This window comes from Streptomyces sp. N35, assembly GCF_016464295.1.
Lineage (GTDB): Bacteria > Actinomycetota > Actinomycetes > Streptomycetales > Streptomycetaceae > Streptomyces.
In genome coordinates, this window is record NZ_JAEIMH010000066.1 from 19,672 (window position 1) to 32,928 (window position 13,257).

The window sequence follows — 13,257 nt, forward strand, 5'->3', positions numbered from 1 at the left end:
CGGCGCGGGGGGCCCGGCACGGACCGTACTCGGCGACGCCACCCTCGGCGCCGTGCTGCCGCTGCTGCGGCCCGCGGGCCTGAGTCTGACCACCCGTTCACGGCTGCGCCGCAACAAGGGTGTGCTCGAGCAGGTGGGCAAGGAGATCCTCGCGTTCCAGCCGGAGGCGCCGGCCGCGAAGGCCGTGGTCTACGAGCGGCTGCAGCCGCGCACGATCCTGTCCGCGCTCGGCGGCTGTGTCGCCGTGTACTTCCTGATCGGGCAGTTCGCCTCGCAGCCGATCGGCGAGGTGTTCAGGGGGATCTCCTGGCCGTGGGCGCTGCTCGCGCTGGCCGGGGCGGCGGTGACGTATCTGGCGGCCGCCATGAACCTCGCCGGGTTCGTGCCCATGCGGCTCAACTATGTCCGGCTGTTGCTGGCCCAGCTCGCGGCCTCCTTCGTCACCCTGGTGACGCCGGCGGCGGTCGGCGGGCTCGCGGTGAACACCCGGTTTCTGCAGAAGGCCGGGGTGGCCTCGGGTCTGGCGGTGACCTGTATGGCGGCCTCGCAGATCGCGATGTTCGGCGCCTTCCTGCTCCTGGTGATGCTCTTCGGTTCGCTGTCGGGTTCGTCCACGGGCTCGCAGCTGCCGCCCTCGTCGGTGATCGTGACGGTGCTCCTCGCGGTGGCCCTGCTCGCCGTGGTGATCGCGACCGTGCCCCGGCTCAGGAAGTTCGCGCTCGACCGTGTGAAGCCGTATCTCAGCGATGTCGGTCCGCGGATGCTCGAACTGGCCCGGGACCCGGTGCGGCTCGCGTTCGGCGTGGGAGGGGCGTTCCTGCTGCCGCTCGCGGGCAGCCTCGCGCTGTGGGCCTCGGTGCTCGCGTTCGAGGACGACAAGCCGGTGCAGTTCGCGACCGTCGCCGTCGTCTTCCTGATCGGCAAGACCGCCGGATCCCTCGTCCCGACGCCCGGTGGTCTGGGCGCGGTGGAGGCGGTGCTGTCCGGCGGCCTCGCGGCCGCGACCGGGATCAGCGGCTCGACGGCGTTCTCCGCCGTGATCCTCTTCCGGCTGCTGACGTTCTGGCTGCCGATCGCACCCGGCTGGGTCGCCACGACCTGGCTGCAGAAGCGCGAGGCGCTCTGACCGGCCTCAGGGGTCGGTCGGAGCGCCTCGGTCACGCGCGTCTCAGCGCCGGTACGTCTCAGCCCCGGTACGTCTCCAGGAGCCGCAGCCACACCTCGCTGATCGTCGGATACGCCGGCACCGCGTGCCACAGCCGGTCGACGGGGACCTCGCCCGCCACCGCGATCGCCGCCGCCTGGATCAGCTCGCCCGCGCCCGGCCCGGCGAAGGTCACGCCGATGACCACCTCGCGGTCGGGATCGACCAGCATCCGGGCCTTGCCCCGGTAGCCCTCGGCGTAGAGGGACGCGCCCGCGACCGAGCCCATGTCGTAGTCCACGGCGCGGACCTTGCGGCCGGAGCGTTCCACCTCGGCGAGGGACGGGCCGACGGAGGCGACCTCGGGGTCGGTGAAGACCACCTGGGTCACCGCGTCATGGTCCGCGGTGGCCGCGTGGGCGCCCCAGCGGTCCGTCTCCAGGAGCGGTACGCCCTGGGCGCGGGCCACGATCGCGGCGCCCGCGATCCGTGCCTGGTACTTGCCCTGGTGGGTGAGGAGCGCCCGCCCGTTCGCGTCGCCCACCGCGTACAGCCAGTCGCTGCCGACCACCCGGCAGCTCTCGTCCACGTCGAGGTACCGGCCCGGGGTGATGCCCACCGACTCCAGGCCGATGTCGTCCGTGCGCGGCGCGCGGCCGGTCGCGATGAGCAACTCGTCGGCCTCGAGCGTCGAGCCGTCGTCCAGGGTCACCGTGACGGTGTCCCCGGAGCGCGAGACGGATGCGACCGAGGTGCCGGCGCGGACGTCGGCGCCGGCCTCGCGCAGCGCCTGCGCGACCAGCTCCCCGCAGAACGGTTCCATCTTCGGCAGCAGACCTGATCCCCGTACGAGCAGAGTGACCTGCGCACCGAGCGCCTGCCAGGCGGTGGCCATCTCGGTGGCCACCACTCCCCCGCCGACCACGATCAGCCGCCCCGGCACGGACTGAGCGCTGGTCGCCTCGCGGCTGGTCCAGGCGCGGGCGCCGGTCAGGCCCGGCAGATCGGGCAGCGCGGCACGCGTACCGGTGCAGACGGCGACGGCGTGCCGGGCCGCGAGCACATGACGCTCGCCCTCGGGACCCCTGACCTTGACCCGGCGCGTGCCGTCGAGGCTGCCGTGACCGCGGTAGATCCGGACGCCGATGCCGTCCAGCCAGGCCGCCTGCCCGTCGTCCTTCCAGTGGCTGGTGAACGCGTCCCGGTTCGCGAGCACCGCGGCGGCGTCCAGCGGTCCCTGCACCACCGCGCTCAGGCCCGGCACCTTGCGCGCGTCGGAGCGGGCGATCACCGGGCGAAGGAGCGCCTTGCTGGGCATGCACGCCCAGTACGAGCACTCGCCGCCGATCAGTTCGCTCTCCACCACCGCGCAGCTCAGGCCCGCGGCCCGTACGCGATCGGCCACGTTCTCGCCCACCGGGCCCGCGCCCAGGACCACCACGTCGTATTCGGTCGTCTCCACATGTCCCTGTGCCATGACTGCCAGTCTGGTGGCAGGTGTAGTCCGTGGCCACAGGGGCAGTCGACCCGGCACGGATTCGTCAGCGACATCCGTCCCGGAATAGACCGGAGACTCCCGCAGTTGTGCGGGGCAGCCACCAGCCGTCGGCGAAATGGTAGGAAACACCGTGAGCACCCTGGAACTCACCAAGGAAAACTTCGACGAGATCGTCACCGCGAACGAGTTCGTCCTGATCGACTTCTGGGCCGATTGGTGCGGCCCGTGCAAGCAGTTCGGGCCGGTCTACGAGGGGGCCTCGGAGCGCCATGACGACCTGGTCTTCGGCAAGGTCGACACGGAGGCGCAGCCGGAGCTGGCCGCCGCCTTCGGGATCCAGTCGATCCCCACGCTCGCGATCATCCGCGACAAGGTCGCGATCTTCGCGCAGCCCGGTGCGCTGCCGGAGTCGGCTCTCGAGGACGTGATCGGGCAGGCCCGCAAGGTGGACATGGACGAGGTCCGCAAGCAGGTCGCCGAGGAGCAGGCCAAGCAGGCGGGCCAGGCCGGGGCGAACGGTCAGCCGCAGTAGGCGGATCGGTCGGCAGCAGTACGCGGACCGAGAAGTACGCGCGAGGGGCGCCGTTTCCGTCGGGAAACGGCGGGGGCAGCCGGCGGGCGGCCGGGAAGGCCCGCGGGGGGGCCCCGGTTCCCGCGGGGAACCGCCGCCCCTCGCGTATGTCCGGGCCCCGCGCGTACGCCTGGCACGGACCTAGAACGGGTACCCCGCGACGTCCCCGCGCACGGTCGTCCACCGCACGTCCGTGAACGCCTCGATATTGGCCGCGCCGCCGAACCGCGCCCCGGTCCCGGAGGCCGCGACGCCGCCGAAGGGGGCCACCGCCTCGTCGTTCACGGTCTGGTCGTTGATGTGCACGATGCCGGTCGGGATGCGGTCCGCGAGGGCGAGTCCGCGGTCGGTGTCGCGCGTGACGATGCCGAGCGAGAGCCCGTACTCGCTGTCCGCGGCGAGCGCGGCCGCCTCGTCGAGCGTGCCGAAGGACCGTACCGGCGCGACCGGCCCGAAGACCTCTTCGGCGTACGCGGGCGAGGACTCGTCGACGTCGGCGAGCACCGTCGGACGGTAGAACAGCTCCTCGTGGGTGCCGCCCGCCGCGAGCCGCGCACCGCGCCCGGTGCTCGCGGTCACGAGGCCGTGCACCTTGGTGAGCTGCCCGGAGTCGATCAGCGGACCGAGGTGGACCTGGGCGCGGTGCGGGTCGCCGACGGCGAGCGAGTCGGCCTTGGCGGCGAGGCGCTCGACGTACTCCTCGTAGAGGGAGGAGTGCACCAGGTGGCGGCCGGTGGTCATGCAGATCTGGCCCTGGTGGAAGAAGGAGCCCCAGGCCGCGGTGGAGATCACGGCGTCGAGGTCGGCGTCCTCGAGGACGATCAGGGCGGAGTTGCCGCCGAGTTCGAGGTGCGCGCGCTTGAGGTGGCGGCCCGCGGCCTCGCCGACGGCGCGGCCCGCCGCGGTCGAGCCGGTGAAGGAGATGACGGGGACCAGCGGGTCGGCGACCAGCGCGCGGCCGACTTCGGGCCCGCCGGGCAGGACGTGCAGGAGGTGTTCGGGCAGTCCGGCCTCCGCGAAGACCGCGGACAGGAACAGCCCGCCGCACACGGCCGTACGCGGATCGGGCTTGAGCACCACCGCGTTGCCGAGCGCGAGCGCCGGGGCGACGGAACGTATCGACAGGATGAGGGGTGCGTTGAACGGCGCGATCACACCCGTGACGCCGACCGGCACCCGTCGGGTGTACGACAGACGCGGGGCCTCGCTGGGCAGCACCTCGCCCGTGGGGCGGGAGGCGAGCGCGGCCGCCTCGTAGCACTCCTGGGCCGCGACATGCAGCTCGAAGCCGGCCTTGCCGGGTATGGAGCCGGACTCGCGCACCAGCCATTCGGTGAGCTCTTCGGCGTGCTCGGAGAACAGGTCGCCCGCCTTGCGCAGCGCCGCCGCGCGTACGAAGTGCGGGGCCGCCGCCCAGGCGGACTGCGCGGCACGCGCGGCGGCCGTCGCGCTCGCCACGTCTTCGGGGGAAGCGAGCATCACCGTGGCGAGCTCCTCGCCGGTGGCGGGCTCGGTGACCGCGTGCTCACCGCCGCCCAACGGCCGGGACTGCCAGGTCTTCGGGTCGAGCAGGGGCATGCCATGGCTCCGTTCTGTCGACGAAGCGTCGACGTACTGTGCGACGCGAGAAGCCGGCGGACGCGCCGTCAGCTCCCCGGAGGAAGTCCCGTGTAGAGCGCGGCCGGTTCGGTGGCCGCATGAGAGGAGTCCGCGATCCAACACGGCCGGGCAAGCCGCGGCCGTTGCTCGAACGCACCCCCATCTGGTTGAGCGTGCAACATCGTAGTCGTGTCGAACGGGAATCGGATGGTCTGCCGCACACGTTCGATACACAACTGTGAGTAGGTGTCGAGGAGTTGCTCTTCACCGGTCCGCTGCACGCACCGGCGCCCCGCGGGAACCGGTCTCTCACCTCCCGCTGACCCCACTGCACCCACCTGCTAATTTGCGCGCAGTGCAATGGCTTTCCCGCTCCGACTCAGCGGGAACGGTGGGGGTGACAGGGGTGGCGACTTCCAATCGGCAGCGCCGGACGACCATCGGGGATGTGGCGCGCGCCGCGGGTGCCTCGATCTCGACGGTCTCGCGCGTGGTCAATGGGGTGGACTCGGTGGACGCCGCGCTCGCGGAGCGCGTGCGGCAGGTGATCGTGGAGCTCGGTTACCGGCCGAACGCGGCGGCGCAGGGACTGGCGCGGGGGCGTTCGGGAACGATCGGCGTCCTGGTGCCCGATCTCGCCAACCCGTACTTCCACGACATGCTCAAGGCCCTCTCCGACGTGGCGCGCGGCAGCGGGCGCCGGGTCCTGGTGATGGACTCGGGCGAGGATCCGTACGAGGAGCGGGAGCTCGCGGACGATCTGATCCGGCACTCGGACGGCATCCTGCTGTGCTCGCCGCGGATGCCGCGCGCCGATCTGGCCGACCTGGCCCGGCGCGGACACCCGATGGTCGTCGCCAACCGCGTCCTGCTCGGACTCGAACTGCACACCATCACCGCGGACTTCTTCCGCGGCATGCTCGCCGTCTGCGGGCACCTCGCCCAGCTCGGGCACCGCGAAGTGGTCTATCTCGCCGGTCCGGAGGCCTCCTGGGCCAATGCCGAACGGCTGCGCGCGCTCGGCGCCGCCGAGGACTTCGGGCTCACCTTCCGCTCTCTCCCGTGCGGCGCGACCATGGAGGCCGGATACGAGGCGGCGCCCTCGGCACTCGAGGGCGGCACGCGTGCGGTGGTCGCGTACAACGACTTCGTGGCGCTCGGGGCGCTGGCCCGGTTCAAGGACCTCGGGGTGCGGGTGCCCGAGGACGTCTCCGTGACCGGTTTCGACGACATCGGGATGGCCCGCTACTCCTCGCCCGCGCTGACCACGGTGGGCGTGCCCCGGGGGCTGCTCGCGCGCCTGGCGGGCGAGGCGCTGGTGCGGCAGATGCAGGGGGCCGCCCCGCTGGATCCGGAGGCGGTCCCCGTTCAGCTGCAGGTGCGCGACTCGACCGCCGCACCCGCCTGAGGCGTCACGTGCGCGAATCGACAACCGCACCCGCCTGAGGCGTCAGGTGCGGGTGCGCCACAGGTCACGCAGGAGCGCGATCTCGGCCATGTGGTGGATGAATTCGAAGTTCGTCCCCCACACGACGGTGATGTACGGGTCGTCGGGGTCGGATCCGTACGGGTACTGCGAGTAGCCGACCTGGTCCAGCTGCTCCTCGCTCACGCCCTCGACAGCGTCGCGCCATCGGCCGACCGTCTCCCAGAAGCGCTCGACGGCGAGGGAGGCCGAGGGGGTGAAGTCGACCATGAGCTTGGGGTCCTGCTTGCGCTCGCCGAAGGTCCACTCCCAGCCGCCCGCGAACTCGTAGTGGAGATGGCACAGCCGCCAGGCGATGGTGGTGACCGGTGTGACGTCGGGCGGTACGGGACCGGTGTGCGCGAGGACCTCCTCGACCCGTGCGGAGCTCACGCTCCAGTCCTCGGCGATCTCCTCGACCGTCATCCCGGAGGCGGCCTGCCGGCCGATCTCCGCGTACTCGCCGCCCGGGATGTCCGGGTTCCCGAGGTCGAGGACCCACTCCCCCGGCCCGAACGCCCGCGGCGTACTCGCCTCGCCGCGGGGGCGCAGCGACCAGCAGTCGGCGGCCGGTTCCCAGAGGTACTCGTCGTCCGTGAGCCCGGTCAGCCGGACCTCGGCCATCTCCCGCGCCTTGTCGAACTGGTCGAGCAGCATGCCCAGACGGTCGGTCCTCGCGTGCGCGAACTCCATGGCCCGCCCCCTTTGTTGTGGTTTCGGGCCGGCGGGCTGATCCCATCTGCCGGCGACGGCGAGGGTAACCGCTCGGTCCGGCCGGGGCGATCGAATATCGCGGCGTGCGGGTACGCGCTCAACTCGACTCCCGCACCACCGGTACGCGCTCAGCTCGACTCCCGCACCACCATCGAAGCGGCGAGCAGGTCGTGCACCTCGGGCTCGGCGCCCGGCGCGCGCACGACGCGGTCGACCAGTTCGGCGAGCAGCTGGCCGGAGGGCATCTCCAGACGGACGGTGCTGAGCCGGGGGCGGATGAGCTTGCCGAGCAGCAGATCGTCCGCGCCGATCACGGCCGTCTCCTCGGGCACCGCGATGCCCGCGTCCTGCAGCGCGCGCATCAGGAGCATCGCGTATTCGTCGTTGTAGGCGAACACCGCGTCCAGGCCCGACTCACGCCAGCGCGCGGCTAGTTCGGCCGCCGACTCCTCCGTGTAGGCCAGCGACAGCGGTACGACCTGCGCGCCGGCCGGTTCGGCCGCCGCCCGTACGCCCGCCAGGCGCGGTTCGGAGAACACCTGCAGACCGGCCTCCGCGGGCACCACGACGCCGATACGGCGCCGCCCGCGCTCCACCAGATGCGTCCCCGCACAGTGGCCGACCTCGCGATGGTCCATGAGCAGCGCATGCGCACCCTCGACCCGCTCGGACCCCAGCGTGACCACGGCCTTCGCCCCGGCCCGCTTGAGGACCTCGACCTGCCCCGGCTCGAGCGTGCCCGGTACGAACACGGCCACCGGCCGCAGTTCCGCCCAGGCCCGGGCGGCCTCGTCGCCGCCCATGCCGACGCTGCCGTACTGGACGACGGTGTAGTCGAGCCTGCGCAGCGCCCACTGCAGCTCGTACTGGAAGTGGCTGAACAGCGGTCCGACCGGGACATGCGAGGCGGGCATCAGGACCATGCGCGAGTGCCCGGCGCGCAGACTGCGCGCGGCGGCGTGCGGCACATAGCCGAGCTCTTCGGCGGCGGCGCGGACGCGGTGGCGGGTGGGTTCGCTGATGCGTACGGAGGAGGTGTTGTTCAGGACGTACGAGACCGTCGCACGTGACACACCGGCGAGCCGGGCCACATCGGCGCTGGTCGGTACCGGCCGTGGCCCCTGCGCTTCCTCGCTCTCGATGGGCGGCTGTCCCGCCTGCTTCGGAATCTGCACCATGACGTGCCGCATCCTTCCAGACGGCTTTGCGGCATCCCTTACCGCACACCCTTACCAGCCGGTAACGTGCCGCCGTACCCGCAGCCGATCCGGAGGTGGCCCATGACTCCCGCCCGCAGCGCAGGCCTGGCCGAGACCGCCCGGGCGCTGGCCGACGGCGAGTCCTCGTCCGTCGCGCTCGTCGAGGAGAGTCTCGCCCGGATCGAGGCCAGCCAGTCCTCGCTCAACGCGTTTCGCCGGGTACGGACCGAGGCCGCGCTCGCCGAGGCGCGTGACGCGGACCGGCGCCTCGCGGCCGGTGAGCGGCTGCCGTTGCTCGGGGTGCCGGTCGCGGTGAAGGACGACATGGACGTGGCCGGGGAGCCGACCGCGTTCGGGTGCCCGGGGGACTTCCCCGTCAAGGAGCGGGACGCGGAGGCGGTACGGCGGCTGCGGGCGGCCGGGGCCGTGATCGTGGGCAAGGCCAACACCTGCGAGCTCGGCCAGTGGCCGTTCACCGAGGGCCCGGCGTTCGGCAGCACCCGCAATCCCTGGGACACCGGGCGCACGCCGGGCGGTTCGTCGGGTGGTTCCGCGGCCGCCGTCGCCGCGGGTCTGGTGCCGGCCGCGCTCGGTTCGGACGGTGCGGGGTCGGTGCGCATCCCGGCCGCGTGGACATATCTCGTCGGCATCAAGCCGCAGCGCGGCCGGATCTCCTCGTGGCCGGACGCCGAGGCGTTCCAGGGCATCACGGTCAACGGCACCCTGGCCCGCACCGTCGCGGACGCGGCGCTGCTGCTCGACTGCGCGAGCGGCAGCCATGAGGGGGATCTGCACAAACCGCCCGCGATCCGTGCGGCGCAGGCTGCCGAGCGCGAGCCCGGGCGGCTGCGGATCGCCCTCTCCTTGAAGATGCCGTTCACCGCCACGCCCAAGCGGCTCCACCCCGACGTGCGCAAAGCCGTGACCGCGCTCGCCGAGCGGCTGACGGGGCTCGGCCACACCGTCGAGGCCGCGGACCCCTCGTACGGGCGGATCGGTCTCACCTTCGTGCCGCGCGGCACCGCGGGGATCGCCGAGTGGGTGGAGCGCGTGCCGGATCCGTCCCTGCTCGATCCGCGCACCCTCGAGGCGGCCCGGCTCGGGCGGCTGCTGGGCGGGGCGCCGCTGCGTGCCGCGCGCAAAGCGGAGGCCCGGCTGCACCGTCGGGTGGGCGCGCTCTTCTCCACGTACGACGTGATCCTGGCGCCGACGACCGCCACCGGACCGCCGAGGATCGACACCATCGCGCGGATGAACGGGCTGCGCACCGACCAGGCGATGATCGCGGCCTGCCCGTACGCATGGACCTGGAACGTTCTCGGCTGGCCGGGGGTGAACGTGCCCGCCGGCTTCGGCTCCGACGGTCTGCCGCTCGGGGCGCAGCTGCTCGGACCGGCGAACAGCGAACCGCTGCTGATCTCGCTGGCGGCGCAGCTGGAGCACGAGCTGAAGTGGTACGAGCGGTGGCCCGGCGAAGCGACGGCCGCGTGACCACCGGCGCGGGACGACGGCGTGACCACCGGCGCGGGACGACCGCATGACCACCGGCGGGAAGACGGCCGCGCGAACAGGAACACCCCTCCGGAAACGCCCAGTTGAGACGTACAGTGAACGCGTGGACGATGTGTCGATGGTGGGCCTCACGGGACGGGTGACCGGCACGGTCGGGCCCGGACTCGTCGGCGAGGTGATCGTGCGGATCCGTGGCGGCGCCGAGCACTTCCTCGCGTATCCCGCCTCGGCGAAGGACCGGATCGACACCGGGACGGTGGTGATGGTCGTCGAGTACCAGCCGCCGCGGACCGTCTATGTCCAGGCGGCATACGGAACTTGACGGGCCGGCGCCCGCCGGCTTCAGGATGGCAACAAGAAGTCCGCAGCGCCGTCACCCCTGCCCTGACCGGCAGGACACTCCCCACACGACGCCGACCGGCGTCGTGGACAAGGGGGGTTGCCGATGGGTATCGGCATCATCGTGGGGCTCGCGATCGGCGGTCTGATCGTCGTCGTAGGCCTGTTCAAGGCCATGTGGCGGGTCGCCGAACCCAATGAGGCGCTGGTCATCTCCGGTTCGAAACACCGCACCGAGGGTCTCGGCGAAGGCATGGGGTTCCGGATCGTCACCGGGCGCGGCACGCTCGTCATGCCCGGGGTGCAGGCCGTACGGCGGCTCTCGCTCGATCTCAACGAGACCGAGCTGTCCGTGGACTGCGTCACCCACCAGGGCATTCCGCTGAAGGTCCGCGGCGTGGTGATCTTCAAGGTCGGCGACGACTTCGTGTCGATCGCCAACGCGGCCCGCCGCTTCCTCGACCAGCAGCGGCTGATGGCCGAGCGGGTGCACAACGTGTTCGCGGGCCATCTGCGGTCCATCGTGGGCGGGTTGACGGTGGAGGACATGATCCGCGACCGGGACAAGCTGACGGGGCAGACCCGGGCCGCGTGCGGGACGGAGATGGAGAAGCTGGGCCTGATCGTGGACTCGCTGCAGATCCATGAGATCGAGGACCCGACGGGCTACATCCAGAACCTCGCGATGCCGCACGCGGCGGCCGTCCAGCGTGACGCGCGGATCGCGCAGGCGGAGGCCAACCGGCGGGCCACCGAGGCCGAGCAGCAGGCCCAGGCGCGAATGGCGGAGGCCACCCGGGACAGCGAGATCCTGCAGGCCGGCTACAAGGCCGAACGGGACCGGGCGAGCGCCGAGTCGGCGCAGGCCGGACCGCTCGCCGAGGCGGCGTCACGGCAGGAGGTCGTGGTGCAGGAGACGCGGGTGGCCGAGCTGGTGGCTCGGCGCAGGGAGCAGCAGTTGCAGGCGGACGTCCGCAAGCCCGCGGACGCCAGGGCCTATGAGACCCGCACGATCGCCGAGGCCGCACGCGACGCCCGGGTATCGGCCGCCGAGGCGCAGGCCAAGGAGACCGAACTGGCGAGCGCCGCGGATGCCTCGGCGACCCGCGTGACCGGTCAGGCGGACGCCGCCGCGGCCGAGGCACGCGGACTCGCGGCGGCCGCGGCCGTACGGGCCAGGGGTCTGGCCGAGGCCGATGCGATCAAGGCGCGGGCGGACGCGCTCGCCACGAACCAGGAGGCGGTGATCGCCCAGCAACTCGCCGAGAACTGGCCGGAGATCGTCCGGGCGGGCGCGGGTGCCTTTGATTCGGTGGACAACATGGTGGTGCTCAACGGGGCGGACGGGATGAACGACCTGCTGGCGAAGGCGCTCACCATGGGCGGCACCGGGCTCGGCCTCGCGCGGCAGCTGATGTCCGCGATGAACGGGAACGGGCAGGTGAACGGGGACGGCCGTCTCGGCGGCCTCGTCAACGGGAGCGTGCCCGCCCAGCAGCCCGCGGCGGAACCGGTAGCCCTCGACGAGGAGGCGAAGAGGGCGGACTGACCCCGCCCGCACGGCCGTTGGCCCGGTCTCACCCCCGGGCCAGCGTCCGCCACAGCGCGGGGTCCTCGAAGTTCAGCGCCCACAGCGCCGTATGGCGCACCCCGTACTTGCGCAGCACCGGCAGATGCGCCGCGGTGCCGCGCGCGTCCTGGTACCAGACGACGCGGCGCTGTGTGCCTTCCGTGTACGAGAAGTGCGGCGTCTTCGACTCCGGGTTGAGGTGATAGCGGGCCCCCTTCTTGCGCCGCAGCTCCTCCGCGGACTGCCAGGTGACGGCGCGGGCGCGGGTCCGCTTGCCGGTGGCCGCCCAGTCCCAGCCGAACGCGGGCAGGGCCATCTCGATCTTCGCCCGGGGCACGAGGCGCGTGGCGTGTCTCAGGATGTCCTCGTACCAGTCGGGAGAGGAGACCGGCCCCGGTTCTCCGCCGGCCCAGTGCAGGTTGTACGCCATGATCCGCAGCCGGTCGCTCGCGGCACCGAGCCGCCGGTAGTCCCAGATCCGCCCGTTTCCGCGGGCCTGCGGGGAGACCGTGGTGATGCACTGCTTGCGCTCGGCGTGCAGCCGCCGGCACAGGGCGGTGATGAACTCGGCGTATCCGGCGCGCACTTGTGTGTAGGTGTCGTCAGGACTGGGCGCGTGGGTCTCGTAGTCGATGTCGAGTCCGTCGTACGCGCGGCTGCGCACCGTCGCCATCAGCGCCTCGATATGGCGGGCCCGGCGCTTCGGATCGGTGACGAGTGCGGCGAGCCGGCCGGGACCGAGGCGTTCGTGCACGGTGGGCACCACCTTGATGCCGGCCTTGTGCAGTCCGTCGATCACCCGCTTGTCGCCCGCGCCCATATGGGGCGCGACCCGGCCGTCGTCCTTCGCCTCGTACCAGAACGGGCTGACCGTGTGCAGCTGGTCCCGGTGGCGCAGGGCGGTGCGGTACGCGGCTTCCTGCTCCCAGTACGGCAGCCAGCCGGAGACGGTACGCGGCGCCGGGCCCGCTTCCTGGTCGGCGCCGGACGGTGCGGCGACGTCCGGGTGGGGTGCGGCGACGTCCGGGTGGGGTGCGGCGGCGAGGGTGAGGGCGAGGGCTGCGGCGACGATGACGCTACGGGCTGACATGGGGCGAGCCTGCGGTTCCTGCCGGGTCCCCGCGCTGCGGGCTGCTCCGGACAGGCCCTAACGTGACCCCACCGGAGCGTATGGAGGGTGGAGCAGGGATGACGGAGCAGCAGGCGGCCGGACAGGCCTTGGTACCGGGTCGCGACGGACCGCATGCGACGGCCGAGGCGGAACCGCACGAGGTGGGTGCCGTCCACATGGAGTACGCGCCCGCGCACGACGGCGACCCCGATCCCGGGGAGATCGTGTGGACCTGGGTGCCCTACGAGGAGAACGACGGCCGCGGCAAGGACCGTCCGGTCCTGATCGTGGCCCGGGAGGCGGCCGGCACGCTGCTCGGCATCCAGCTGTCCAGCAAGCGCCATGACCACGACCGCGAGTGGGTCGCGCTCGGCAGCGGGCCCTGGGACAGCTCGGGCCGTGACTCCTGGGTGGACCTGGACCGGGTCCTGCGCATCCACGAGCGCGGTATGCGCCGCGAGGCGTGTGCGCTCGACCGGGGACGGTTCGACCTGGTGACGCTGAAACTGCGCGAGCGGTACGGGTGGAGCTGACG

The 13,257-nt window shown here is 72.3% G+C and carries 12 protein-coding genes; 7 read left to right on the forward strand and 5 right to left on the reverse strand.

What is annotated here, in order from left to right; all coding sequences use genetic code 11:
* Positions 1–1,126, forward strand: a 1,126-nt coding sequence (locus JAO81_RS29980) for a lysylphosphatidylglycerol synthase transmembrane domain-containing protein (RefSeq protein WP_199551101.1), incomplete at its 5' end; no start/stop codon positions are given.
* Positions 1,127–1,184: 58 nt separating this feature from the next.
* On the opposite strand, the gene JAO81_RS29985 is transcribed toward JAO81_RS29980, so the two are convergent.
* A complete protein-coding gene (locus JAO81_RS29985; protein ID WP_199551102.1) occupies positions 1,185–2,621 on the reverse strand; it encodes an NAD(P)/FAD-dependent oxidoreductase in 1,437 nt (478 codons plus the stop codon).
* A 151-nt stretch (positions 2,622–2,772) separates the two neighbouring features.
* Here JAO81_RS29985 and JAO81_RS29990 point away from each other — a divergent pair, with 151 nt between their 5' ends.
* Positions 2,773–3,174, forward strand: a complete 402-nt coding sequence (locus JAO81_RS29990) for a thioredoxin family protein (protein WP_374194367.1) — start codon at positions 2,773–2,775, stop codon at positions 3,172–3,174.
* A 180-nt stretch (positions 3,175–3,354) separates the two neighbouring features.
* On the opposite strand, the gene JAO81_RS29995 is transcribed toward JAO81_RS29990, so the two are convergent.
* Positions 3,355–4,791, reverse strand: a complete 1,437-nt coding sequence (locus JAO81_RS29995; RefSeq protein WP_199551104.1) for a benzaldehyde dehydrogenase — start codon at positions 4,789–4,791, stop codon at positions 3,355–3,357.
* Between the two features lie 427 nt (positions 4,792–5,218).
* Here JAO81_RS29995 and JAO81_RS30000 point away from each other — a divergent pair, with 427 nt between their 5' ends.
* A complete protein-coding gene (locus JAO81_RS30000; protein WP_307813850.1) occupies positions 5,219–6,220 on the forward strand; it encodes a LacI family DNA-binding transcriptional regulator in 1,002 nt (333 codons plus the stop codon).
* A gap of 42 nt (positions 6,221–6,262) precedes the next feature.
* Here the strand turns inward: JAO81_RS30000 and JAO81_RS30005 are convergent, their stop codons facing one another.
* Together JAO81_RS30005 and JAO81_RS30010 are read right to left on the reverse strand one after the other, a co-directional pair.
* Positions 6,263–6,970: a DinB family protein gene (locus JAO81_RS30005; protein ID WP_199551106.1), complete on the reverse strand. Its 708-nt coding sequence runs from the start codon at positions 6,968–6,970 to the stop codon at positions 6,263–6,265.
* 149 nt (positions 6,971–7,119) lie between these two features.
* Entirely contained in the window at positions 7,120–8,169 is a 1,050-nt protein-coding gene (locus JAO81_RS30010; protein WP_233416113.1) for a LacI family DNA-binding transcriptional regulator, read from the reverse strand.
* A 102-nt stretch (positions 8,170–8,271) separates the two neighbouring features.
* Between JAO81_RS30010 and JAO81_RS30015 the strand changes: the two genes are divergently transcribed.
* The 3 genes from JAO81_RS30015 (at position 8,272) to JAO81_RS30025 (ending at position 11,590) form a co-directional block, all read left to right on the forward strand.
* Entirely contained in the window at positions 8,272–9,681 is a 1,410-nt protein-coding gene (locus tag JAO81_RS30015; protein ID WP_199551108.1) for an amidase, read from the forward strand.
* A gap of 139 nt (positions 9,682–9,820) precedes the next feature.
* Positions 9,821–10,024 (forward strand): hypothetical protein, encoded by a 204-nt coding sequence (locus JAO81_RS30020; protein WP_199551131.1) that lies wholly within the window; start codon positions 9,821–9,823, stop codon positions 10,022–10,024.
* A gap of 123 nt (positions 10,025–10,147) precedes the next feature.
* A complete protein-coding gene (locus tag JAO81_RS30025; RefSeq protein WP_199551109.1) occupies positions 10,148–11,590 on the forward strand; it encodes a flotillin family protein in 1,443 nt (480 codons plus the stop codon).
* A 28-nt stretch (positions 11,591–11,618) separates the two neighbouring features.
* Here the strand turns inward: JAO81_RS30025 and JAO81_RS30030 are convergent, their stop codons facing one another.
* Entirely contained in the window at positions 11,619–12,701 is a 1,083-nt protein-coding gene (locus tag JAO81_RS30030; RefSeq protein WP_199551110.1) for a glycosyl hydrolase family 18 protein, read from the reverse strand.
* 98 nt (positions 12,702–12,799) lie between these two features.
* Between JAO81_RS30030 and JAO81_RS30035 the strand changes: the two genes are divergently transcribed.
* Positions 12,800–13,255 (forward strand): type II toxin-antitoxin system PemK/MazF family toxin, encoded by a 456-nt coding sequence (locus JAO81_RS30035; RefSeq protein WP_199551111.1) that lies wholly within the window; start codon positions 12,800–12,802, stop codon positions 13,253–13,255.
* Positions 13,256–13,257 lie beyond the last annotated feature (2 nt).

Excerpts from the sequence above, each read along its gene's own strand:
- JAO81_RS29985 (WP_199551102.1), bottom strand. The coding sequence starts at position 2,621 with ATGGCACAGGGACATGTGGAGACGACCGAATACGACGTGGTGGTCCTG.
- JAO81_RS29995 (WP_199551104.1), bottom strand. The coding sequence starts at position 4,791 with ATGCCCCTGCTCGACCCGAAGACCTGGCAGTCCCGGCCGTTGGGCGGC.
- JAO81_RS30005 (WP_199551106.1), bottom strand. The coding sequence starts at position 6,970 with ATGGAGTTCGCGCACGCGAGGACCGACCGTCTGGGCATGCTGCTCGAC.
- JAO81_RS30010 (WP_233416113.1), bottom strand. The coding sequence starts at position 8,169 with ATGGTGCAGATTCCGAAGCAGGCGGGACAGCCGCCCATCGAGAGCGAG.
- JAO81_RS30015 (WP_199551108.1), top strand. The coding sequence starts at position 8,272 with ATGACTCCCGCCCGCAGCGCAGGCCTGGCCGAGACCGCCCGGGCGCTG.
- JAO81_RS30020 (WP_199551131.1), top strand. The coding sequence starts at position 9,821 with ATGGTGGGCCTCACGGGACGGGTGACCGGCACGGTCGGGCCCGGACTC.
- JAO81_RS30025 (WP_199551109.1), top strand. The coding sequence starts at position 10,148 with ATGGGTATCGGCATCATCGTGGGGCTCGCGATCGGCGGTCTGATCGTC.
- JAO81_RS30030 (WP_199551110.1), bottom strand. The coding sequence starts at position 12,701 with ATGTCAGCCCGTAGCGTCATCGTCGCCGCAGCCCTCGCCCTCACCCTC.
- JAO81_RS30035 (WP_199551111.1), top strand. The coding sequence starts at position 12,800 with ATGACGGAGCAGCAGGCGGCCGGACAGGCCTTGGTACCGGGTCGCGAC.